General features: G+C 51.4%; 22 protein-coding genes. 6 read left to right on the forward strand and 16 right to left on the reverse strand.

All coding sequences use genetic code 11. The features are described from left to right. Positions 1 to 7: 7 nt before the first annotated feature. The 14 genes from pgi to dksA all read right to left on the reverse strand — a co-directional run bounded on the left by pgi (position 8) and on the right by dksA (position 15,345). Positions 8 to 1,687: a glucose-6-phosphate isomerase gene (pgi, locus tag ACY2RQ_RS15170; protein WP_490113828.1), complete on the reverse strand. Its 1,680-nt coding sequence runs from the start codon at positions 1,685 to 1,687 to the stop codon at positions 8 to 10. A gap of 161 nt (positions 1,688 to 1,848) precedes the next feature. After that, positions 1,849 to 2,229 carry an aspartate 1-decarboxylase gene (panD, locus tag ACY2RQ_RS15175; RefSeq protein ID WP_490113829.1) on the reverse strand — a complete coding sequence of 127 codons (381 nt, stop codon included), beginning with the start codon at positions 2,227 to 2,229 and terminating at the stop codon, positions 1,849 to 1,851. Between the two features lie 91 nt (positions 2,230 to 2,320). Beyond that, entirely contained in the window at positions 2,321 to 3,169 is an 849-nt protein-coding gene (panC, locus tag ACY2RQ_RS15180; RefSeq protein WP_490113830.1) for a pantoate--beta-alanine ligase, read from the reverse strand. Beyond that, positions 3,166 to 3,963: a 3-methyl-2-oxobutanoate hydroxymethyltransferase gene (gene panB, locus ACY2RQ_RS15185; protein WP_490113831.1), complete on the reverse strand. Its 798-nt coding sequence runs from the start codon at positions 3,961 to 3,963 to the stop codon at positions 3,166 to 3,168. The genes panC and panB overlap by 4 nt, the downstream gene beginning before the upstream one ends. A 215-nt stretch (positions 3,964 to 4,178) precedes the next feature. Next, positions 4,179 to 4,880, reverse strand: coding sequence for a deoxynucleoside kinase (locus tag ACY2RQ_RS15190; RefSeq protein ID WP_490113832.1), 702 nt, complete (start codon positions 4,878 to 4,880; stop codon positions 4,179 to 4,181). Positions 4,881 to 4,940: 60 nt separating this feature from the next. Further along, the gene (gene folK, locus ACY2RQ_RS15195) at positions 4,941 to 5,447 is read right to left on the reverse strand and encodes a 2-amino-4-hydroxy-6-hydroxymethyldihydropteridine diphosphokinase (RefSeq protein ID WP_490113833.1); all 507 of its coding nucleotides are present in this window, start codon (positions 5,445 to 5,447) and stop codon (positions 4,941 to 4,943) included. A gap of 23 nt (positions 5,448 to 5,470) precedes the next feature. Next, positions 5,471 to 6,874 carry a polynucleotide adenylyltransferase PcnB gene (gene pcnB / locus ACY2RQ_RS15200; RefSeq protein WP_490113834.1) on the reverse strand — a complete coding sequence of 468 codons (1,404 nt, stop codon included), beginning with the start codon at positions 6,872 to 6,874 and terminating at the stop codon, positions 5,471 to 5,473. A gap of 155 nt (positions 6,875 to 7,029) precedes the next feature. Continuing rightward, a complete protein-coding gene (locus ACY2RQ_RS15205; protein WP_490113835.1) occupies positions 7,030 to 7,779 on the reverse strand; it encodes a hypothetical protein in 750 nt (249 codons plus the stop codon). A 63-nt stretch (positions 7,780 to 7,842) separates the two neighbouring features. Then, positions 7,843 to 9,243 carry a sigma-54-dependent transcriptional regulator gene (locus ACY2RQ_RS15210; protein WP_490113836.1) on the reverse strand — a complete coding sequence of 467 codons (1,401 nt, stop codon included), beginning with the start codon at positions 9,241 to 9,243 and terminating at the stop codon, positions 7,843 to 7,845. A 25-nt stretch (positions 9,244 to 9,268) separates the two neighbouring features. Beyond that, on the reverse strand, positions 9,269 to 12,211 hold the full coding sequence (locus tag ACY2RQ_RS15215) for an ATP-binding protein (RefSeq protein ID WP_490113837.1): 2,943 nt from the start codon (positions 12,209 to 12,211) through the stop codon (positions 9,269 to 9,271). Further along, positions 12,201 to 12,377, reverse strand: coding sequence for a hypothetical protein (locus ACY2RQ_RS15220; RefSeq protein WP_490113838.1), 177 nt, complete (start codon positions 12,375 to 12,377; stop codon positions 12,201 to 12,203). The genes ACY2RQ_RS15215 and ACY2RQ_RS15220 overlap by 11 nt, the downstream gene beginning before the upstream one ends. Positions 12,378 to 12,628: 251 nt before the next feature. Further along, entirely contained in the window at positions 12,629 to 14,074 is a 1,446-nt protein-coding gene (gene nagA, locus ACY2RQ_RS15225) for an N-acetylglucosamine-6-phosphate deacetylase (protein WP_490113839.1), read from the reverse strand. After that, positions 13,999 to 14,892, reverse strand: coding sequence for a tRNA glutamyl-Q(34) synthetase GluQRS (gene gluQRS / locus ACY2RQ_RS15230; protein WP_490113840.1), 894 nt, complete (start codon positions 14,890 to 14,892; stop codon positions 13,999 to 14,001). Before gluQRS ends, nagA begins: the two co-directional genes overlap by 76 nt. Before the next feature lie 9 nt (positions 14,893 to 14,901). After that, positions 14,902 to 15,345: an RNA polymerase-binding protein DksA gene (gene dksA / locus ACY2RQ_RS15235; protein ID WP_490113841.1), complete on the reverse strand. Its 444-nt coding sequence runs from the start codon at positions 15,343 to 15,345 to the stop codon at positions 14,902 to 14,904. 301 nt (positions 15,346 to 15,646) lie between these two features. Between dksA and sfsA the strand changes: the two genes are divergently transcribed. After that, a complete protein-coding gene (sfsA, locus tag ACY2RQ_RS15240; protein WP_490113842.1) occupies positions 15,647 to 16,375 on the forward strand; it encodes a DNA/RNA nuclease SfsA in 729 nt (242 codons plus the stop codon). A gap of 3 nt (positions 16,376 to 16,378) precedes the next feature. Beyond that, the gene (locus ACY2RQ_RS15245; RefSeq protein ID WP_490113843.1) at positions 16,379 to 16,594 is read left to right on the forward strand and encodes a DUF3820 family protein; all 216 of its coding nucleotides are present in this window, start codon (positions 16,379 to 16,381) and stop codon (positions 16,592 to 16,594) included. Between the two features lie 30 nt (positions 16,595 to 16,624). On the opposite strand, the gene ACY2RQ_RS15250 is transcribed toward ACY2RQ_RS15245, so the two are convergent. Continuing rightward, positions 16,625 to 16,954, reverse strand: coding sequence for a Rieske (2Fe-2S) protein (locus ACY2RQ_RS15250; RefSeq protein ID WP_490113844.1), 330 nt, complete (start codon positions 16,952 to 16,954; stop codon positions 16,625 to 16,627). 141 nt (positions 16,955 to 17,095) lie between these two features. Further along, the gene (locus tag ACY2RQ_RS15255) at positions 17,096 to 19,369 is read right to left on the reverse strand and encodes a TonB-dependent hemoglobin/transferrin/lactoferrin family receptor (protein ID WP_490113845.1); all 2,274 of its coding nucleotides are present in this window, start codon (positions 19,367 to 19,369) and stop codon (positions 17,096 to 17,098) included. Between the two features lie 321 nt (positions 19,370 to 19,690). Between ACY2RQ_RS15255 and ACY2RQ_RS15260 the strand changes: the two genes are divergently transcribed. Genes ACY2RQ_RS15260 through ACY2RQ_RS15275 form a run of 4 tightly spaced genes read left to right on the forward strand, consistent with a single transcriptional unit; the run spans position 19,691 to position 22,451 of the window. After that, a complete protein-coding gene (locus ACY2RQ_RS15260) occupies positions 19,691 to 20,443 on the forward strand; it encodes an energy transducer TonB (RefSeq protein ID WP_490113846.1) in 753 nt (250 codons plus the stop codon). Positions 20,444 to 20,467: 24 nt separating this feature from the next. Next, positions 20,468 to 21,190 (forward strand): MotA/TolQ/ExbB proton channel family protein, encoded by a 723-nt coding sequence (locus ACY2RQ_RS15265; RefSeq protein ID WP_490113847.1) that lies wholly within the window; start codon positions 20,468 to 20,470, stop codon positions 21,188 to 21,190. Then, complete coding sequence (locus ACY2RQ_RS15270; protein WP_490113848.1) at positions 21,187 to 21,606, forward strand: biopolymer transporter ExbD; 420 nt, start codon at positions 21,187 to 21,189, stop codon at positions 21,604 to 21,606. The genes ACY2RQ_RS15265 and ACY2RQ_RS15270 overlap by 4 nt, the downstream gene beginning before the upstream one ends. After that, positions 21,606 to 22,451: a heme/hemin ABC transporter substrate-binding protein gene (locus ACY2RQ_RS15275; protein ID WP_490113849.1), complete on the forward strand. Its 846-nt coding sequence runs from the start codon at positions 21,606 to 21,608 to the stop codon at positions 22,449 to 22,451. Before ACY2RQ_RS15270 ends, ACY2RQ_RS15275 begins: the two co-directional genes overlap by 1 nt. Positions 22,452 to 22,454 lie beyond the last annotated feature (3 nt).

Genomic DNA, 22,454 nt, shown 5'->3' on the forward strand with positions numbered 1-22,454 from the left:
ACCGCATTTATTTATTGTTAACAGACCGGAAGTATTTGATCGCCCCCTGAGTAGAGCTGTCCAGTTCACTCAGGTCTCCTTCCTTAAGTACCGGGTAAAGCTGTTTGCCCAGCAGCTTGCCAAGTTCAACCCCCCACTGATCGAAAGAGTTGATCTTCCAGATAACCCCCTGAACAAAAACCTTCTGTTCATACATCGCCAGAATGGCACCCAATGTTTTGGGGGTAATGCTTTCACACATCAGCAGATTGCAGGGGCGATTGCCGGGTACAACTTTATGGGGAGAAAGCTTCTCGATTTCGTCTTTGCTGAGATCGCTTTCCGCCAACTCTTTTTTCACATCTTCCAGGGTTTTACCGCAGGCCAAAGCATTGGCTTGTGCCAGACCGTTGGTAAACAGCCAGGGGTGTTGATCACCAACAGGGTAATGGCTGCTTGCAGGAAGAATCAGGTCGAGAGGTGTTACGCGGGTGCCTTGATGCATTAACTGCATATAGGCATGCTGATCATTTGTTCCGGCTCCGCCCCAGATGATAGGGCCGGTCTGGCAGGTAACGGCTTGTCCATCCTTCCGGGTACTTTTGCCGTTACTCTCCATATCAACCTGTTGCAGATGGTCAACCAGACCTCGCAATCCATGATCGTAACTGATAACGGCATAACTCTGTGCATCAAACCAGTGGTGGTACCAGATACCCAGCATAGCCGCTAATACGGGCATATTTTTCTCGGGAGGCGCTGTGCGGAAGTGGTTATCCATTTCTCCAGCGCCAGCCAGTAGCTCCAGGAATCTGTCATAACCAACAGTCAGGGCGATGATAAGGCCAATGGCTGACCAGAGAGAATAACGGCCACCCACCCAGTCCCACAGGGGCAGAATATTTTCTTTCGCTGCACCAAACTCTGTAGCTGCTTCAATATTGCAGGAAATGGCGATAAGGTGTTTGCACAGGTCACTCTCTTTAATGCCGTTTTCCAGCAGCCAGTTTCTGGCCGCTTTGGCATTGGAGAGCGTTTCCAGAGTGGTAAAGGTTTTGGAGGCAATAATAAACAGGGTTTGTTCCGGATCCAGAAGCGGTAGTTCACCGCTAATATCCGCGGGATCCATATTTGCCACATAATGGGGCGTAATTTGTTCTAGCCGGAATGGCTTCAGGGCATCGGTAACAACTTTCAGGCCCAGGAATGAACCACCAATACCAATATTAACAACCTGACGTATAGACTTCCCTGTATGCCCTGTCCATTCACCGGAATGAATACGCTCACAGATGGAACGCATTTGTCTGTGCATGGCCTGGATATCAGGTTTGATATTTACACCATCAACCAGCACAGGTTCTTCAGGTGTGGATGAGTGTATATCGGCTGATCGCAGAGCTGTATGCAGAACAGCGCGGTTTTCTGTGGTGTTAATAATCTTTCCGCTGAACTGGGCTTCTATAGCATTCTGTAGCTCTGCTTCTCGAGTGATCTCGGTAAGTTGACTAAGAATTTCCTCATCCACAAGGTTGCGGGAGTAATCCAGCAGAAGATCACAGGCATATAAAGAGAAGCGGTCAAAGCGGTTACCCTCTTGCGCGATAGCCCTGCGCAGGAAATCTCCTGTTATCTGGTGTCTGAGGGAATCGAGTTTCTCAGATGCCTGATAATCAGGCAGTGAAGATAACAAGGTTTGTGCAGTCATTTGCAAGAAGACTCCATAAGGCTAGTCGTGACTCTATTGTAATAGCATTAGCAACGAACGACTGTTCCGGTTTATGAAATAACAAAAAGCCACCTGTCATCAGATGGCTTTTTGTTATTTACTGTGCCGATTGTTATTCAGTATTTCGGAGTACAGGTCTATCAGGCAACCTGAACCGGAATAGCATTGGCACTGTGGCTGACAGTATTATCCGGGTTCATGTAAATCAGTGCTGGCTTGTGGCTGGCACATTCATCTTCTGAGTAGCTGGCGTAGGCGCAGATAATAACGCGGTCTCCGGGAGAAACCAGGCGGGCCGCAGCGCCGTTCATGGAAATCATGCCGGAACCGTCTTCACCTCGAATAATGTACGTCGTAAAGCGTTCGCCATTATCTTTGTTGTAGATCTGAATTTGTTCGAACTCGCGCAATCCCGCCATATCCAGCAGTTTGCCGTCGATAGCGCAGGAACCTTCATAGTTCAGAACTGCGTGAGTCACGCTGGCCATATGAAGTTTGGCCTTGAGCATTACGTTCTGCATCAGGAGCTTCCCTTGTTTTAAGCTGCACCGCGGCAGATCTTTATATGTCCCCGATACCGCGGTTGCAAAAAATACTTGTTCGCGCGCAGCTTTACAAGTCGATCTGAATATTATCAATCAGCCGGGCTTTACCCAGGCCTGCTGCTGCAAGAATCACCAGTTCTTTGTCTTCCGGACTGGCGGGGCGCAGGTCTGAGCGACGAATAATATTAAAGTAATCCGGCTGGAATCCGGCTTCCGCCAAACTGGCGATAGCGTCCCGTTGAATAATATCGTAATTGCTGGCACCGGAGGTAATGGTGTCTTTGGCCTTTAACAGCTCTTTGTTCAGCAGGCTGGCCTGCTCCAGTTCTTCCGGAGACAGGTAACCGTTACGGGAACTCAGGGCCAGGCCGGTTTCTGAGCGGGCAATAGGTGCGCCAATAATGTCAACGGCAATGCACAGGTCACTCACCATCTTGCGGATAATGCAAAGCTGCTGGAAATCTTTCTCGCCGAAAACCGCAACATTGGGTTGAACAATATTCAGCAGTTTGGTGACAACCGTGGCAATACCGGTAAAGAAGGTCGGACGGGATTTGCCGCAGTGCATACCGTCCAGAGCATCCACTTTCACAATCGTATGATTATCCAGTCCTTCCGGATAAATAATATGGGACGCAGGTGCGAACACCATATCCACATTATGTTCTTCCAGCAGTGCTTCATCCTGGGCCATGGTACGGGGATAACTGTGGTAATCCTCGTTGGGGCCAAACTGCATCTGGTTAACATAGATGCTGACAATCACAATATCTGCCAGAGTCTGGGCCTTGGTCACCAGGCTCAGATGGCCGCCGTGAAGATTGCCCATGGTGGGAACCAGGGCAACCGTCTTCCCGGCAGCTTTTACGCTGTATACGTAATCCCGAATATCTGCGACGCTATAAACCGTTCTCATGCATTAAATCCATGCTCAGGAGCGGGAAATTTCCCGCTTTTAACGTCATTCACAAACTTGGCGACAGCTTCCGCAGGCGTGGATGTTTCTGCCATAAAGTCTTTTACAAAACGGGGTTTGCGGCCATTGGTCATGCCGAGCATGTCGTAAATTACCAGAACCTGGCCGTCGGTATCGGAACCTGCGCCAATACCAATAACCGGCACGGAAACAGATCGGGAAATTTCACTGGCGAGGGGGCTGGGAACACATTCGAGAAGAAGGATGTTGGTACCTGCTTCAACCAGAAGGCGGGCGTCCTCTATCATGCGGGCTGCGGATTCTTCATCCCGGCCCTGCACTTTATAACCACCCAGCATGCTGACAGATTGAGGTGTCAGCCCCAGATGTACACAGGTGGGAATACCACGCTCGGACAGTCCACGGACTGTATCGCACAGCCAGCGACCGCCTTCGAGCTTGATGATTTCCGCGCCGGCCTGCATCAGGCGGGCACAGTTGGTGTAAGCCTGCTCTATTATCGCGCAGGCCATAAACGGAATATCTGCCATAATCATGGCATCGGTATTTCCCCGGCTGACACAGCGGGTGTGGTAAACCATATCGTCCATAGAGACGGGAACAGTGGAGTTACGTCCCTGAACAACCATGCCCAGAGAGTCTCCTACCAGAATGATTTCAGTGCCTTGGCTGCTGACCATATGCGCCTGTGTGGCGTCATAGGAAGTCAGGCAGGTGAATTTCTCACCGGCCTTTTTTTGTTCCAGCAGGGTATGCAGAGTAGTTTTTGTCATAAGCCCTGGATTTGTTTTTTCCATCACTGGTGGGGCTGAAAAGCTGGCCGTAGCAGTTCAGTCCTGATTCAGACGGGCTATATTGGTGGAATTCAGGATGTATTTCCAGTGCAACATTTACCTGTTTGGCAAGCGTGTATACCTGAATGCTTCTGTGGAATTCTGCGTTAGACTGGGATTACCGGTATGGCAGCCTTTTCAGATCCAGGCACAGCCTAAAGTTCCGAAGACTTGGGATTGAAATAATGCCTGCCTTTTCGACATGACATAATTTCCTCTATCAGCTGCCGGTAATCCGGCTCATTATGGACAAGATCAATCTCCGAGGCGTTAACAATCAGCAGGGGAGAGGCTTCGTAATAGTGGAAGAAACTGGCATAGGCTTCATTGAGCCGTTTCAGGTAGCCGTTGCCAATTAATCGTTCGGCTTCTATACCCCGTTCCCGAATACGCTCTTTCAGAACATCCACAGGGGCCTGCAGATAGATCACAAGATCAGGCCGGGGCAGATCACGGGTCTGCATATCCCAGGCACGCTCATAAAGCTCCAGCTCGTGGCTGTCCAGGTACATTTCCGCAAACAAACGGTCTTTTTCCATACAGAAATCAGACACCCTTACAGGTTCGAACATATCGTTCTGGTGCAGAGTCTGTAATTGTGTGGCCCGCTGAAACAGGAAATGCAGCTGCGTCGCCAGTGCAACCTGGCGGGGGTGGCGGTAAAACCGTTCAAGAAAAGGATTTTCCCGCGGAGGCTCTTCAAGAAGAACGTTATAGTTGAATGTGCTGGCAAGGCGCCGGGCGAGGGTTGTTTTGCCTACGCCGACTGGCCCTTCAACGGCGATAAACTGAGGAAAGCTTTCTTTCACGCTACAGGAACTGTCGAGTGGGTTCGCGGTCAACCTCGTTGCTTCCATGCATGCTTTTCCTCTGTCTGTCCCGGGAGGCGCTTTTATAAGACAGCCATCAGGCTGTCTTCAGGCCGGCTGCGGCAGTTCTATTCGGCCAATCGCAGAAAGTCCTTTATCTCCAATTGTTTTTAAAAGCTTTTGCAGGCTTTGTCCAGTGGGAAGCACAAGGTCAGGGGAGATATCTGCCAGCGGTCTCAGTACGAAGTTGCGCCAGTGCATCTCTTTGTGGGGTACAGTCAAACGTTCACAGTTGATTGTCTGGCTTCCATAAAGCAGCAGGTCAAGGTCAAGGGTACGGGCGCTCCAGCGAATATGGCGCTCTCGCCCATGGGCCTGCTCAATAGACTGGGTGGCGTCCAGCAGCTCCAGAGGGGCAAGGTCTGTCTCAACTTTGATTACCGCATTGATATAGTCAGGCTGCCCTTCAGGCCCCACAGGATCACTGCGATAGAGCCGGGAAGCGGCGAGAAGCTCTGTTTGCTCGATATTGGCTATCTGTTCAACAGCCGAGAGCACCTGCTGCTCTGGCTGTTCGAGATTGCTGCCAAGGCTGATATAAGCAATGACGGACATGGGCCTTACTCAAAAGGAAACTGTTAGGACGAACGACCAGGGTTATTACGGGATGGTTTGCGTCTGCGACGTCGGTGACGGTTACGATTCTCCCCTGGTCCGCGATCATCGGATGAGTGAGAAGGTCTGGTGTGATCCTGAATGATCGGATTCTTCCGTTGGTAATCGGTCCACCAGTCACCAGCACCTTGCAGATCTTCCCCGGAGGCTTCCCGCAACAGAAGGAAATCATAGGCTGCCCGAAAGCGCGGATGGGCTGCCAGTTCTTCAATTCTGCGGGGCTGGCGACGTTCCAGGCGATGCTGCATATCCCAGATTTCCCGCATGGGAATGGTAAAGCGTTTGGGAATGGCTGTATGGGTACACTGGTTGGCAACAACCTGCATGGCGGCCTGATGTCCGGCAGGAGCCGGAGGCATACCCTGGGCAATCAGGTCATCCTGCATGGCCTTTAGAGGTGCCCAGAGTACCGCAGCATAGAAGAAGGCCGGAGTAACGGGTTTATCCTTCTGAATACGGTCATCAGTATTCTTGAGAGCCAGATCCAGCAATCGTTCGCTTTGAGGGTCATCCATCAGGGCAGAATCTGTTGCCGGAAACAGTGGTTGAAACAGGTCATATTCCCGCATTAAACGCAGGGTTTCCCGACCATAGCCGGACAGAAACAGCTTAAGGGTTTCATCAAACAGGCGGGCAGAAGGAATATCCCTCAGCAGGTGTCCCAGTTCTCGAATAGGCGCGGCGGTTTCCTGCTCAATATCAAAGTCAAGTTTGGCGGCAAAGCGCACCGCCCGCATCATGCGAACCGGATCTTCATGGTAACGGCGTACCGGATCACCAATCAGGCGAATCAGACGGTTATCTATGTCTTCTACACCGTTACAGAAGTCATGGATGCTGAAATCTTTTGTGGTGTAGTAGAGCGCATTGATAGTGAAATCCCGGCGAATAGCATCATCTTCAATGGTGCCGTAGACATTGTCCCGAAGAATACGCCCGGAATCTGAGTGATGAGATTTATCCTTGTGCTGCTTGCCATTGAGGTTGTCATGGTTGGCTCGGAATGTGGCCACTTCAATCATTTCCCGGCCAAACACAATATGAATCAGTTTAAAGCGCCGGCCAATAATGCGGGAGTTGCGGAACAGGGAACGCACCTCTTCGGGAGGTGCGCTGGTTGCCACATCAAAGTCTTTTGGAGAAAGACCCAGCAGCAGATCACGAATGCAGCCACCAACCAGCCAGGCTTCGTGACCCTGACTGTTCAGACGGTGAAGAACCTTCAGGGCATTATCACTGATGTGTCGGCGGGAAATGGTATGTTCGTCCCGGGGAATAACCTTGCGAACCGGTTCCTGGGATGTGGCCGGTTTTCCGTTGAAAAGCCTGGACAGGAATCCTACGAGTCCTTTGCGCCCGCCAGTCATAATATACTGTGATCTCTGGTTACTGCCATGAACAGAAAGCTGTTCGGTGCATGTGAAAAGGCACATATTAACATCTGGCCGGCAATAGAGACAGTTTGCCGGGGGCTGGAAGGTCAGGGTTTGTTGAGGTTAAGTAAAGGTTCAGGTCAGGCCGTTCAGGTAGAGAGATAGAGCCACCAGATCATATTCCCGGGGCATTGTTTGCTCAGGGCATCGCTGATCACCTGGCTGGCCATGGTTTTCTGCATATCCATCAACCACTGGGTATCGTCTATACGGCTTTCAATATACCAGGCGGGGTAAGAATGAAGTTTGCGGTCGTAGTAGGCGAGGGGGAACTGTATCTGCCGGGGCAGTTGGGGCAGGTTCTGATAGAAAGCCGTTACACATTCCTGAACAAGCTCTTCAGCCCGGTTATTGCGTTTGTTGATGTAGGTGGTGGATTCGCTGCGGTATTCGTCGTTGTAGGGGAGCATCATTTCCTGGTAACGGGCATCTATGCACTCTTCCATGGACAGGCTCAGGGGTGTTGCACCATAGCCCATTACTTCACAGGCCAGTTTGGCTTTCTCTCTGTTCTGATTGCCCATGTTTTGATACCAGGGGGCATTGGGGCCTATCTCATTCTGGGCGGCTACAAGGCTGACGAAATAGAGGTTTTCGGCGGGGCTGAAGCAGTTTGCGTCGCTGCTTTTGCGCAGGGGAACCAGAAGGTCGAGGGCTGGATTGCGGTTAATTTCATGTTGGCGCTTTAGCCGCATCTGCTTACATATATTGTCACTGCTGTTATTAACGCTTTCTTCGGCAAAGGCTGCTTCGGCAAAAACCGTTGGTGTTGCCATAGACGCCGCAGAAAAAGCCAGCAGGCAGAGTAAATACGATATCCATCCTTGTGAAAAGCGCACTGTGCATTCCCGGTCTTGCTCCCTGATCTGGTAATTGTAGAAGAGCTGACCGGGAACGTGTGTTCAGGCTGTCGCCTCTTTTCTTGGAATACCTAAACGCTTGCGGCGTTCCCAAAGGCACTTGCGGCTGATGCCGAGTTTGCGGGCCAGCTGGGTTTCGTTCATCTGGTCCTGGTGGTCGAGAACAAATCGCAGGAAGTAATCTTCCATGGAAAGTTCTTCTGTAGTGTCTGTACCCGCTGTTACTGGTGCAGGCTGAGAGTCTCTGCTGGCAACAGCTGCATGCTCAAGGCCGAGCAGCTCCGGTGTGATCATGTCGTCTTCGCTGAGGATAACGGCACGTTCAATCGCGTTTTCCAGCTCCCGTACATTGCCCGGCCAGGAGTGACGGCTTATAGCCACCAGTGCTTCTGGGGAAATCAGCATATGATTCACCTCCATACGAGCTGTGGTTTTCTCCAGCAGGGCTTCCGCCAGCAGGGTGATGTCCTGGCCCCGTTCACGAAGGGGCGGAAGGTTCAGTTCAACAACATTCAGGCGGTAGTAGAGGTCTTCCCGGAATTTCCCTTCGCTGGCCATCTTCTTAAGGTTTCTGTGTGTTGCCGCTGTCAGACGGACACTCACCTTACGTGATTCCACAGAACCAACCCGGCGAATCTCCCCTTCCTGAAGAACCCGAAGCAGTCGGGCCTGGGCCTCAAGAGGAAGCTCACCAATTTCATCCAGGAACAGTGTTCCGCCGTCCGCAGCTTCTACAAGGCCGTTGCGGGTTGTAGTGGCACCGGTAAATGCGCCTTTTTCATGACCAAAGAGCTCTGACTCGATCAGACTCTCAGGAATAGCCGCGCAGTTCACGGAAATCATGGGTTTATCAGCTCTGCGACTGGCTTCATGCAGTCCTTTGGCCACCAGTTCTTTACCAGTGCCGGACTCTCCCTGAATCAGTACAGTCGCTTCGGTGGGCGCAACCCGCTTGATTCTGCTGAACAGGGTCTGCATGGCGCTGCACTGGCCAATAATACCTGCAGGGTTTTCTGTTTTTGCGGAGGCTGATATTGAGGGGGAAGATGTTTGCCTGGCTGGAGCTGGTGTTTTTTCGGCGGAGGCTGTGTTTTTGAGACTGATGGTTTCGGCCACAGACTTGAGCATGTCGTCGTGATCGAAAGGTTTGGCGATATAATCTACAGCTCCCATTTTCATGGAGTCCACGGCTGAGCGCAGGCTGGCATAGCTGGTCATGATAAGGACTGGCGTTTGCCTGGCCCGTTCAATCATCTTTGTACCAGGTTCCCCTGGCAGACGAAGATCGGAAATAATCAGGTCGAATGATTCCAGGTCATGTTGACAGGCGTCGTCTACAGATTCGGCTTCAGTCACTTCGTAGTCGTTACGCTTCAGCAGCCGGCGCAGGGATGAGCGGATGACCGGTTCATCTTCAACAACAAGAATTTTTCCTGGTTTCATGGAATTCCCCCGAATCCGCATTCCGTCAAACAACCCCGGCACTGGCCGGGGTTTCGTATGAATCAATTTCCGCCAGATGACGTGGCAGGCTAATACTGATACATGTGCCTCTGCCATTCTCCTCTACCGGAGAGCGAACAGATATTGTACCAAAATGTTCTTCAACAATACTGTAAACAAGCGCCATGCCAAGGCCGGTGCCTTTACCCGCTTCTTTGGTGGTAAAGAATGGCTCAAACAGACGCTTCTGGTGTTCAGGGCTGATGCCGCTGCCCTGGTCGGTCACTTCCAGTGTTATGGAGTGTTCACCCGGCGTCGTGTTTACGGTAACAACAGAATTATCCGGTGAGGCGTCTCGAGCGTTGCTGAGCAGGTTGATCAGCACCTGGGTCAGCTTCTGGCTGTCCCCTGCCACCATGTAGTCCATATGGCAGTTGTTGATAAACCTTATGCCCCGGCTGTTTTTGTTAAGAGCCAGCAGGCTGGTGGCTTCGCTGGCGCAGCGGTGCAGACTGACAGCTTCCACTTCGGTTTGCTCCGAGGACTGGCCGGAATGGGCGAAGTTAATCAGGGAGTGCAGGATTTTCCCGATACGTTTGGTTTGCTCAAGAATCTGGTCGGCGATCTCCTGGGAATCCTCGTCTTCAGCAAAACTGCGCAGTTCTTGTGCGAGACAGTCAACGCCGGTTACCGGGTTGCCTATTTCATGGGCAACTCCAGCGGCCAGCTGGCCGATTGAAGCAAGCCGTTCACTGTGCATCAGTTTCTGCTCCATTAGCTGGGCTTCGGTCTGGTCTTCCACCATGATGACCGAGCCTTCTTCCAGATGGGCTTTGTGGAGATTTAACGTACGGGTCTGGCCATTAATTTCTGTCTGGCGTTTTTCCCGGCATTTTTCCCTGTTGCTGGTGAACTCCGTGAACAGGTCTCGCCAGGGCGAGGGAAGGCTGACCAGTCGTGAGCCGACAGTGTTGTTGCCGGATATGCCGGTAAGTTCGCTCATGGCCTGGTTCCACATCAGAACTTCGCCGTCCTTGGCCAGAGAGCAGATGGCCATAGGCAGATTCTGCAGGGTTTGGCGGTGGTAGCGACGCAGCCGGTCCAGCTCTGCGGCCAGACCTGTGAGACGGTGCTGATATTCCTCGACCCGGTTTTCTACATAGTTGAGATCAGCGCTACCAGTGCTGTCGTACTCATAGGGCAGATAGCGGTTGATCAGATCCCGGGCAACACTTGGTCCCATAAGGCCAGACAGGTTGCCTTCAATTCTGTCCCGTAAACGACGCAGGGCGTATGGTCGTTTCTCATCCAGAGATATATTCAGGTCTTTAAGGGCCTGGAACACTTCCCGCTGAGCAGTGTAAGGCCCCAGGGGGCGACTGAGACGTTCCTGGAATTCTTTTGGTGAAGAGGCTTTCAGGCTTCTGCGGGATGGCCGGCCCAGTGTCTGGATGGAACAGAGTTCTGCGGCATGGCGTTCTTCAGGAGAGATCTCTGTCAACAGACTGACTGTCACCAAGGCAAGAATATTGACGGACAGTGAAACCAGCGCGGCCCAGTGCCAGCTGTTTTCCGGAAGTTCAATTATTATCATGCCGGTGATAAAGGTGGTTTCCTCCGCAGTAATCAGGGGTACCAGCATGGTGAAGAACCAGACGCCCGCGCCGCAGATCAGGCCCGCGATAAAACCCTTCCGGTTGGCATGGGGCCAGTAGATAGTGGACAGCACTCCGGGCAGGAACTGCAGACTGGCAACAAAAGAGACAATCGCCAGGGTTGCAAGATCCTGCTGGGCTTCCAGAAGTTGATAAAACCCATAGCTTGCGAAAATCATGGTGGCGATAAGGATACGTTTGGTCCAGCTCAGCCAGCGATAGATATTTACACTGGTGGGGGGCTGGTAAACCGGCAGCACCAGGTGGTTTACAACCATCGCGGAGAGGGCCAGTGTCGTTACGATGATAAGTCCGCTGGCACCGGACATGGCTCCTACGTAAGACAGCAGGGAAAGCCAGAGATTATCCGTTTCCAGCCCTATGCCCAGGGAAAAATACTCTGGTGTTGTGCCTGTTTGCAGCTTTAGAGCTCCCCAGAGAATCAGGGGTACAGGAAGACTCATCAGCAACAGGTAAAGGGGCAGGCCCCAGCTGGCTGTATTCAGGGTGTTGGGGTTCTGGTTCTCAGTGAAAGTCATGTGGAACATGTCCGGCATAACTATGGCGGCTGCGAAGAAGATCAGCAGCATAGTTCGCCAGGGGCCGTCATCAAGGGAGATACGCAGGGTATCGAGAGCTTCCTTGTTGGTCACCAGCCAGCCCTGCAGATCCTGTGGGCCATCAAACACCTGGAACAGAATAAACGTACCAATAGCCAGCATGGCGATCAGTTTCACCATGGACTCAATAGCGATGGCGAACACAAGACCGTGGTGTTTTTCCCGGCTGGATATGCGGCGTGTGCCGAATGCCATGGTGAACAGAATGATGATCACACAAAAACCAAAGGCCAGCTGCTCCGGCGAACCTTCCCGCACGATGATATGTACGGAGTCGGCAACAGCCTGAATCTGCATGGCCACAAGGGGCAGCATGGCCAGCAGCATAATTATGGTGGTCAGGGTTCCGGCCCAGGAACTGCGGAAGCGAAAGGCAAACAGGTCTGCAAGGGAGGCGAGCTGATAATCTCGGGTTATGCGTAATATCGGAGCAAGCAGAACCGGGGCGAGCAGAAAGGCTCCGCAGATTCCCAGATAGTAGGCAAGAAAAACAAAGCCATAATAATGGGCCATGCCTACAGCACCGTAGAACGCCCAGGCGCTGGCATAAACTCCGAGAGATAGAACATAGGTAAACGGGTGGGAGGTGACTTTTCTGGGAATCCAGCCCTGGTCTGTCAGCCAGGCGATACCAAACAGCAGCATCAGGTAAATAATGCTGAATGAGGCCAGCTGGCTTAACTCAAGAGTCATGCTTGTGGCCCCCGGGTTGCAGCAGGTAAGCGGCAACAATAAGAATCAGCCAGAGCAGCCAGGGACGGTACCATCCTTCCGGTGAGTCTATCCACCATTCCAGAATGGCAGGGGAAAAAAGATAAATACCAATGACAAGTAGAAGTACAAGTCGGTGCAGGTACATGCCGAAGCTCCACAACAAACTCGCTGTTATAACGAGCCAAAGGGATATTACAGGTTGTTCGGTGCTTAGCGCAATTCCGGGCCGTTTTGAGAGGTCTGACGGTGCGTTTTGGCAGCGGCCCTGTTGTGGTCAACTATTGCAGCGGCTGCAACGGCTTTCAAGCTTACGGGTTTTTATCCCATTTCCCTGCCAGGCTGGCTTGTTACCATATATGTTGATGTTATTGAAATGGGTTTTGTTTATATATTCAGTTATCTTTCAGCAGAAGCGGTAAAGACCTGTCGTCCCTGTCGCCATGTGGCTTTTACCGACAGGGATTGCTCATCTGAAAAGAGCACCATATCCGCCAGTCTTCCAGGTTGAAGCAAGCCTCGATCCTGCAGACCCAGTGCCTGGGCCGGGTGATAACTGCCGGCAAGAAGAGCTTCTTCAGTTGAGCAGCCGGTAATTTTTCTCAGGTGTGAGATGGACTGCGGGATTGTCGTGATGCTGCCAGCCAGTCGTGTACTGTCAGTGGTCAGAACAACTCTTCCGTTCAGGATCTCCACTTCGATATCTTTTCCAAGAATGTAGCTGGCTGAGTACTTCTCCAGCCCCTTGGCTTTCATGCCATCGCTGATTAATACAAAGCGTTCCGGGTTATCCCGGCTAAGTCTCCAGGCAATCCGAACAAGTGTGGGACTCAGGTGCTGGCCATCAACAATAATTTCAAAAGGCAGCCTGGAACCGTTCAGTAAGGTCATGGCCATTCCTGCATTACGGCTGGTGGGCATAGACATGGCGTTATACAGATGTGTTGCCATATGAGCGCCCTGTTCAATGGCCTTAAGAGTCTCTGCCTCTGTGGCTGCTGAGTGTCCGATAGATGCAATAACATTATTTTCTTTGCACCATTCGATAAGTGTCTGGGCGTTTTCCAGCTCAGGAGCAAAGGTAATTATTTTCAGCATTTGATGAGTACTGTTATGCCACTTTTTCAGATCCGTAAGGGAAATATCCTTAAGACTCTGAATATGATGACAGCCTTTCTTGGCTGCGCTGATAAACGGTCCTTCCATATGAATACCGAGAATGCCGGACTCATCCGGGGGTTGTGCAACAGCGTGTTCCACTATGGTTTTCAGAATTTTTGTCAGTTCGCCGGAAGGCGCGCTTGTGGTGGTAGGAAGCCAGCTGGTGACCCCTTCTTTCAACAGGGTTTGGGAAATAATCCTTAAGGCCTCCGTGGATTGAGCGGATTCCATAACATCATATCCACCGGCTCCATGGATATGGATATCAATCAATCCGGGAGCCAGAATGCCTGAGTAGGTTTCCAGAGAGTCGCATTGCTCTGTTTCAACGTGTGGTGACCAGGGAACAATATCCCGAATCATCCCACGTTGAATAACGACCACACAGTTGGGAAAGAGGTTTTTTTCTACCAGAACCTCGGAAGCCTGAATGCAAAGGATTTTGCTATCTTCTGTTTCCGGTTGTTCATGGGCCTGAAGCCTTTCCAAGGGCGATAGCATCAGAAAACAGAGAAAGAGCTGTAAAACCTTGCCTTTCATTATTGATTGCTCTGGCAGCAGAAAACGGGAGAGTAGACAGCTCTTATTTATTCCGCCAATGCCGGGCTTTACTTCGGCAGCGAAGCTTCCGGAATATCTTTTTGTGCATTCAGGCGGTTCATATTCCAGTGTTCGACTGCCCATTTCAGCATATCCGGCAGGGTGGCATTACGAATATGGGCATCAACGGGAAGATTCAGGGCGATCATGGCTTTCAGCAGAACTGGCTGGGGGTTCTCCAGAGGCAATGCGGCAGCATGGTTCTGCTTGCTGAGTTTATCCCCCAGCTCATTGGTAATCACCGGCAGGTGGGCATAGGAGGGCGTTGAATATCCCAGCGCATGTTGGAGGGCGAGCTGGCGGGGAGTGGAATCGATCAGATCAATACCCCGAACAATATCTGTAACCCCCTGGAAAGCATCATCCACTGTTACTGCCAGTTGGTAGGCAAATAACCCGTCTTTTCGAAAGACTACAAAATCCCCAAGCTCTTTCAGGGAAAAGCTCTGTGTACCCTGAATACGGTCTTCAAAAGTGAAGCTCTGATCCTGACCGTTAAAACGCATTGCGTGGGGTGTATCCGGAATACCGGAATGGCTGCGGCAGAATCCCGGATATGAGGGCAGATAAGGTGCCAGCTGTTTGCGGGTGCAGGTGCAGGGATAAGCGAGCTGTATTTTTTTCAGCTGCTCAAGAGCTTCCTGATAGGCATCCAGGCGGGTGTGTTGGTACAGGATATCCTGATCCCAGTGCAGACCATAGGCTTCAAGAGCATTGAGAATCAGGGAGGTGGCGCCGGGTTGTTCGCGGGGAGGGTCAATATCCTCAATGCGAACCAGCCAGTGCCCTCCCGCAGCTTTGGCGTCCAGGTAGCTGGCCAGAGCTGCTGTCAGGGAGCCGAAGTGCAGCGGACCTGTCGGGGACGGAGCAAAACGGCCTGTGCAGGAAAAGTCAGCGAGCATGGCTGAGTCTTAGTGACCCAGCTGCTTTTCCTTGATCTCTGCAAGGGTTTTGCAGTCGATACACAGGGTTGCAGTAGGACGGGCTTCCAGACGACGGATGCCGATCTCTACGCCACAAGAATCGCAAAAACCGTAGTCGCCTTCTTCCAGGCGGGACAGGGTCTTTTCGATCTTCTTGATCAGTTTGCGCTCACGGTCGCGGGTACGCAGTTCCAGACTGAACTCTTCTTCCTGGCTGGCGCGGTCCGCCGGGTCAGGAAAGTTAGCGGCTTCGTCCTGCATATGGTTTACAGTGCGGTCAACCTCAACCATCAACTCCTCCTTCCAGCTGTTCAGGATCTGGGCGAAGTGATGGATCTGACGATCACTCATGTACTCCTCACCCTTCTTTTCCTTATAAGGTTCGAAGGTTTTGAGCAGGTTGCCGTTCTCTGGCTTGTTTTGTGCTGACATGCTTACAGCCCCGTTTCTATCCAAGTCATCGTCCTGCGGGTATAACATCCGGAAAGTCTCAGGGAAACCGGAATCCCGGGAATGGCTGTGGGGCGAGATGGCATTCCATACGCCCCGTAAATTACAACTAGTCAAGGAGCCGAGAAGCTACCAGAACCCGGACAAGGATTCCACCTCAAAATGTCCGGGTCCAAAAAGCCACCACATCTATAAGAATCTAGCCCCGCTAATAGAAGTGTCGCTGAGGTATTAAGTGTAAATTAGAATCAAAATTTTTTTTTTATAATATTTGGTGATATTTATGTATTTCGATCCTCCCCTGCAGACAGCCCGCCTGCAGCGACGGTATAAAAGGTTTCTGACGGATATTGCTCTGGCGGATGGCTCTGAAACAACGATTCACTGTCCGAACACCGGTTCCATGAAAAACTGCCAGCCGGAGAATGCACGAGTGTGGTTCTCCGACTCCGGCAACCCCAAGCGGAAGCTTCCCTGTACCTGGGAGCTGGTGGAGATACCGGTAAGTTATGACGGTGAAGAGCGAATGACATTGGCCTGTGTCAATACCGGCAGGGCCAATACGCTGGTTCAGGAAGCCGTGAAAACAGGCAGAATTCCGAGTTTATCAGGCTACAGTCAGGTGCGCAGAGAAGTGAAGTATGGTGAGGAAAACAGCCGGATAGACCTTCTGCTTTCTGAGGAAGGTAGACCCGACTGTTATGTGGAAGTGAAAAGCGTCACCCTGGCAACGGGGGATGGTCATGGTGAATTCCCCGATGCTGTAACCATCCGTGGCCAGAAACATCTGCGCGAACTGGAGGCCATGACTGAACAGGGGCACCGTGCGGTACTGATGTTCTGCGTTCAACACACGGGTATAGAAGTGGTCAGCCCAGCGGACAGTATCGACCCGGCCTATGGGCAGGCCCTGCGTCAGGCTATGGCAGCTGGCGTAGAGGTTATGGTCTGGGGAGCGACCATTACCCCGGAAGAAATTATCCTCGACCGGGAGCTGGCCCTCAGGGTTTAAGCCATGTTTGAAAAAGAAGACCTGCTGTCCCTGGCAAGAATGCCAATGCCTTTTGGTAAATATAAAGGAAGGGTATTAATAGATCTTCCGGAAGAGTATCTGCTCTGGTTTGCCAGAAAAGGTATGCCGGACAGCAGGCTCGGGCGGTTGCTTGAGCTGGCCCTGGAGCTGCATGTTAATGGTTTGGCTGATGTCGTTTATCCATTAAAAGAGAAATAGAGAAAAGAACGTAAAAACTGTGAAAAGTCTTTAACCGGACTCAGTCGTTACATAAATAATTTCATTCTCTATCCGGAAAGGAACGGGTCGAAGGGATTCTCCAGCACATGGCCCGGAAAGACACTCACCGTCTTCTATTCGAAACAGCGCGCCATGCATACAGCATTGAATCATGCGCTGTTCGGAATCCAGAAACTGATCCGGTTGCCACTCCAGGTTCACGCCCAGATGTGGGCAGGTATTGGTGTATACAAAAACCTGCCCGTCAAAACGTACCGCAAATACTGCGCCGTCTGGCGTATGGTCAAAGCCTTTGCTGCCGGGCTCGGGAATGTCGTTGACGGCGCAGAGTTTATGCATATAAAAGGAAGAACTATTGTTGTCGTTTAAGAGGGAGGATTATAACGACAAAACCCCGCCTTCTATAGCCTTCTACCTATAGAGAGCGGGGTGGTGGTTGTCAGTTAAGAAGAGCTGCTTCAGTTTAAGTGCCGTGTGAGATTAGAACTCGTATTTGGCACTCAAGCTGAAATTGCGGCCGGGCTGGGTGAAACGATCCAGCTGAACGCTGGTGTCATCAAGACCTTTTACGTCATCCCACTTGTGGTACTTCTTGTCGGTCAAGTTAAACAGGCCCGCACGCAGGGTCAGGACAGGAACCGGTTGATACCAGGCAGTCAGGTCAACAAGGCCGTAGCCAGCAGGAGCGAATTGTTTGTCTATACGAGCGCTTTCGGCTTGAGTCTCGTCAATATCTTTCTCCTTTTTACCCTGAACAAGGGTCATTGCCAATGTGCTGCCCCAGTTACCTGCAGGTGCAGCATATTTGAGAGAGAGAACACCTTTGAGCGGATTAACGCTGTTAAGAGGTTCTGTGCCGGTTTTCTCATTCTTATAGCGACCTTTGGTCCAGGCAATACTACCGGTAGCGGTGAAATCACTGAGTTTGTTTGAGAGCAGAGCTAGATTCACCTCGGACTTGGCTTCCAGTCCGTGAATTTTTACATCATTGAGATTGTTTGCCTGGTTGGTCAGACGAATACCGTTGTTGTAGGGGTTGGCAACATTTGTGTCTCCAATAAAGTCTTCATAATGGCTGGCAAAGGCCACGATTTCATACTGAATAGATGACAGGTTGCCCCTGATACCCAGTTCTACGGTTTCACTGCTTTCCGGCTTCAGGTTGGTATTGGCAATTCTCTGGTAACCATGACGGGGATTCTGGAACTCACCATACATCTGTTCTGCGGTTGGGGCTTTAAAGCCCTGAGCGTACTTTGCAAAGACAGATGTTGATTCAGTGATTTTATACACCGCACCCAGTTTTGCTGAGAACTTCTGGTCGCTCTGATCTTTCGGGTTGGTTACCAGAGGCTTGCCTGCAAGGTACAGGGCGTCAACTTTGGGAGACAGGGCAAAGCGATCAAAGCGAATCCCGGGCGTAATGGTCAGGCCGGTATCGCCAATAGTAATTTCATCCTGAATATAAAAGCCAAACTGTTCAGACGTGGATTTGGGGAAATCCCTTTGAGTGGTCTGGCTTGAGCGGCCTGGGCGTTCATCTTTTGTATCGATAAAGCGTTTGTTGGCCAGTTTATTCTGGCTGACGTCCAGTCCGTAAATCACATAGTGTCCAATGTTGCCAGTGGAGAACTCTTTTTCTGCCTGAGCGCTTAGTTGAATAAGTTTCTCTGTATATTCGGACTTTCTTTCAAAACTTCTTGCATGAGCCGGAACAACTACAGGAGCTCTAGGTGGGGGCATGGGGATTGTTGCCTGGGCATAATCCCGAGAGTTTCTGGTTTTTTGCGTGGATTCTGTTTTCTGGATGCTCAGAGACCATTTAAGTGTGTCGAAAGGCACTAGGTTGGCATCCCACTCATGGCTGAAAGTCAGGCGGTTGCGCTGCTTCTTGTCATTGATGGTGAAACTGTTTTGCGTGTAATTCCCGTAACGGGAAACAACAGTTTTGATTTCAGATTTCAATTTGCCGTCAATCTGGTCATCAAGAGAGTCCAGAGTTATGCCAAGTTTGTGTTCATCAAGATTCAGGAACACTTTGGCAAGAAGATTTCTACCCTTGTTGTTTTCAGGGTTGGCCCGACCACGACTTGGACCATTAATATTTTTGCCGCTGTGGGTTTCTGTTTCATCGGAAGAACGATGAGTGTAAATCGCCATGGCTTCCAGATTATTATTGCGACCGGCGGCAGTCAGGGTTGAGAGAAAACCTTTGTTTGCACTGTCATACTGGCCTTTTACGGAGCCATAAATATCTTTGCCGTCTGTCAGGTAGTCGCTCGGATCTTTTGTTGTGAATGCCACAACACCGCCAATTGCATCACTGCCGTACAGGGCAGAGCCGGGGCTTTTAACAATATCGATAGCTTTTAAGCTTTCTGGGTCAACAAAATCCCGGCGAGCATTTTGGTAAGGACCGAAATCATAATCTGCGGCCTGGGGAATGCCATCAACAAGAATCTTGACCCGGTCACCGTCAAGGCCTCGGATATTAAAGCCTTTTAAACCGAATCGGCTGGTAGATCCGGAAATATCAACACCAGGCTCATAGCGAACGGCTTCAGCCATATTGCTGGCCAGATTTTCTTCGAGATCATCTTCTGTAATAACGGAAACAGAACCTGCTACATCACCAATATTCTTTTCTGTTTTTGTTGCGCTAACGGTCACTTTATCCAGCAAAGTGGCTTTTTGAGTGTTTTCTTCAGCGACAGCTGTCGTTGATGCGAGCGCAGCCACAATTGCTGCGGACAATAATGTCCTCTGGAACATTTTTAGTTATTTCCGTGTGTGTATGAATGTTGTTTTTGGTAGCAAGAATCTTGTAGTTGGATTTTTGCCGGGCTTAGATTCGAGCTTCCTGCGTTCCTGGTAATCCATGCCGGGAGAATCTGTGATGGCGCACACTATAAAATTGATCCAAAACAAATGCAAATCATTCTCATTTGTGTTAGATTCCGCGTCAAATGATCTGAAACCCTTGGCAGGGCAATAATTAAGAGCATCTTTTGGGTGAGACGGACAGGCATTCTCAGAGATTTTTTAAACAGTGGTTCACTACGTGGGTCGCTGGTTTTGCTGTGTTCGATAGCTGTGCATGCGGGAGCTGTTTTACTGTGGCAGAAGACTCCGGCCCCCCGGCAGCCACTGAATGCGGAAAAAGCATTTTCCGCACCAGTGTCCCTGACCTTCAACAATTTCGTGTCGGTGCCAGAGGCCGTTCAGGAAGTAAAACCCGAGCCTAAGCCGGAGTCTGAACCAAAACCCAAACCGCGCCCTGAGCCGAAGATTGAGCCCAAGCCAGTTCCAGAACCTGAGATTGTCAGGAAGATTCCTCCAAAAGTGGAGCCTGAGCCAAAGGTAGAGCCGGAATCCAAGCCCGAGCCCGTTGAGGTAGCCAAGGTAGAGCCTGAACCTCAGAAGCCTGAGCCTGTGCAGGAAGAGAAGCCAGAGGAAATAAAACCGCAGGAAGCCAAACCTGAGCTAATGGCCTCTGTCGCTTCCGCTCTGCAGGAAAACCAGCAGGATGGTCTAAGTGAAGAAGTCGCGATAGTGACTGATCCGTACTTTAAACGACAAAAGCCTGCCAAATATCCACGGGCGGCTCGTCGTCGTAATCAGCAGGGAATCGTGCTAGTGGAGCTGCTGGTGGATGAAGGGGGCGAGCCTCTGTCCGTGGATATTGTTGATTCATCGGGTTACCCCCTGCTGGACCGGGCTGCCGTTAAGGCTGCTTCCGCCTGGCTGTTCTACCCCAAAATGGTTGGAACAAAAGCCGTACGCCAGCGGGTGCAGATCCCCGTGCATTTCGCCTTGAATACCCGATAAAACCTATAAGCCTGGGAGTGAAAAATGCTGGAAGATGTCTATAACCAGCTGGGAATAATGGGAGTGCCGCTGCTGTTTCTGTCGGTGGTGGCTCTGGCCCTGATTATTGAACGCATCGTGACTTATACCCTGCAGCCAGGCATGGGCAAGGCCCGTGTTCGCAAGCTGCTGATGGATCTGCAGGAAAACGGCTGTGGCGACTGCGGCAATAAAGATCAGGCCGCCCGCTTCTGTAGCCAGAAGCACTGTCTGCATCAGGGGGTTGGGGTACTGCTTAGGCACGCTTCCAGCCCCAAGGATATGCGGGAAGAAATTGCCGGCCTGTGGCTGCTGAAACATCGTCAGCGTATGCACTCCGGCCTGCGTTTTCTGCTGCTGATCGGTGTGCTGAGTCCGATGGTCGGCCTGCTGGGCACAGTGCTCGGCATGATTACCATGTTTCAGGGTATGGCAGGCATAACCGGCCCGGTCACTCCTGCGGTACTGGCTGAAGGCCTGTTCGCGGCCATGTACACCACAGCTTACGGTCTGACTATCGCTATTCCGGCCCTGGCCGCCAGCCACGGTTTTACACTGTGGGCCAATAACTACCTCGCCCGTCTCGAATTTGTTCTGAACCACGTGAATCTTATGCTGGAAGGCGTGGATGCCAGCGATACGGTTTTGGACGAGGGGGATTTCAGCAAAAACAGACAAGGCAGGGCCAGGAACGCCGGAGCTGTTGATTTTGAGAAAGTTGCCGCATGATTCGTCTACCTGAAGACGACGCAGCCCAGGCGTCCCTGCTGCCTGACCTGACGCCGCTGCTGGACGTTATCTTCATTGTTATGGTGTTTCTAATGTTCACCGCCAATGTTGCGCCCCTGGCGCTGTCGGTAGACCTGCCCCGTCTTGGTGTGGAAGAAGCAGAAGTGCTGGAAGAACCGGAAACCCTCGCAGTCAACCTGCTCGCGGACACTCCGGGCTGGGCGCTGGATGGGAAAAAACATGAAAGCTGGGAGGCGGTATCTGCCGCCCTGCTTAAAGCCCGTGAGGATAGGCCGGATATTCAGGTGGTTATCGCCGGGGACCGGGACGTGCCGATGGAACGGCTGGTACAGATGTTAAGTTTCCTGCAGAGCCAGAGTTGGCCTGCCGCAAGTATTATGATGGAGAACGAGTGATGTTTGGTAAACGGATGTTGGCCGCACTGGTCATGCTGCCATCCCTGGCTCTGGCGGAAGCGGGCGACCGGATAATAACAATAGGTCCTGGTGTCACCGAAATTGTTTATAAGCTGAAGCAGAATGAAGAAGTTGTCGGTACAGATGTCACCAGCAACAAGCCTGCTTCGGCAATGGCTCTGCCGAAAGTTGGTTACCATCGCCAGCTGGCTTCCGAAGGTATGCTCTCCCTTCAGCCAAATCACCTGATTGGCACAGATGAAATGGGACCTCCCGTTGTGCTGACGCAGATGAAACAGGCGGGCGTTAAGGTCACTGTTCTTCCGGCAGGCGCAGGACTTCCGGAATTGAAAACCCGTATTACCGAGCTGGCCAGAGTCATGAACAATAAGCCCGCTGGTGATGAGCTTTGGCAGAATATTGAAAAGAAGCTTGTCGAAGTAAGAAAGGTGTCGGAAGGTAAAAAACCGCAGAAGGTTATTTTCCTGATGGCTCATACAGGAACCGCTGTTCTTGCGGGGGATAACACCACAGTCACCAATCTGATTGAGATGGCTGGTGGCGTGAATCCGGTGAAGTCTTCGTTCAGCAGTTTTAAGCCGGTTTCCGGCGAAGCTTTGCTGTCCATGGCCCCTGACCTTATTCTGGTAACTGAGAGCACCATGAACAAGGAAGGTTCCCTGGACAAGGTGCTCAGACTGATACCTGGGCTGGAGGCGACACCCGCCGGTCGTAATGGCAATATTCTTATAATTGATGGCAGCACTCTCATGGGTGGTCTGGGGCCGAGGATTGGTGATGAAGCTCTCAGGCTGGCCAACCATATGTATGGTCCGGATGCGTAACCA

The organism is Parendozoicomonas sp. 209JJ7-1, from assembly GCF_058147085.1.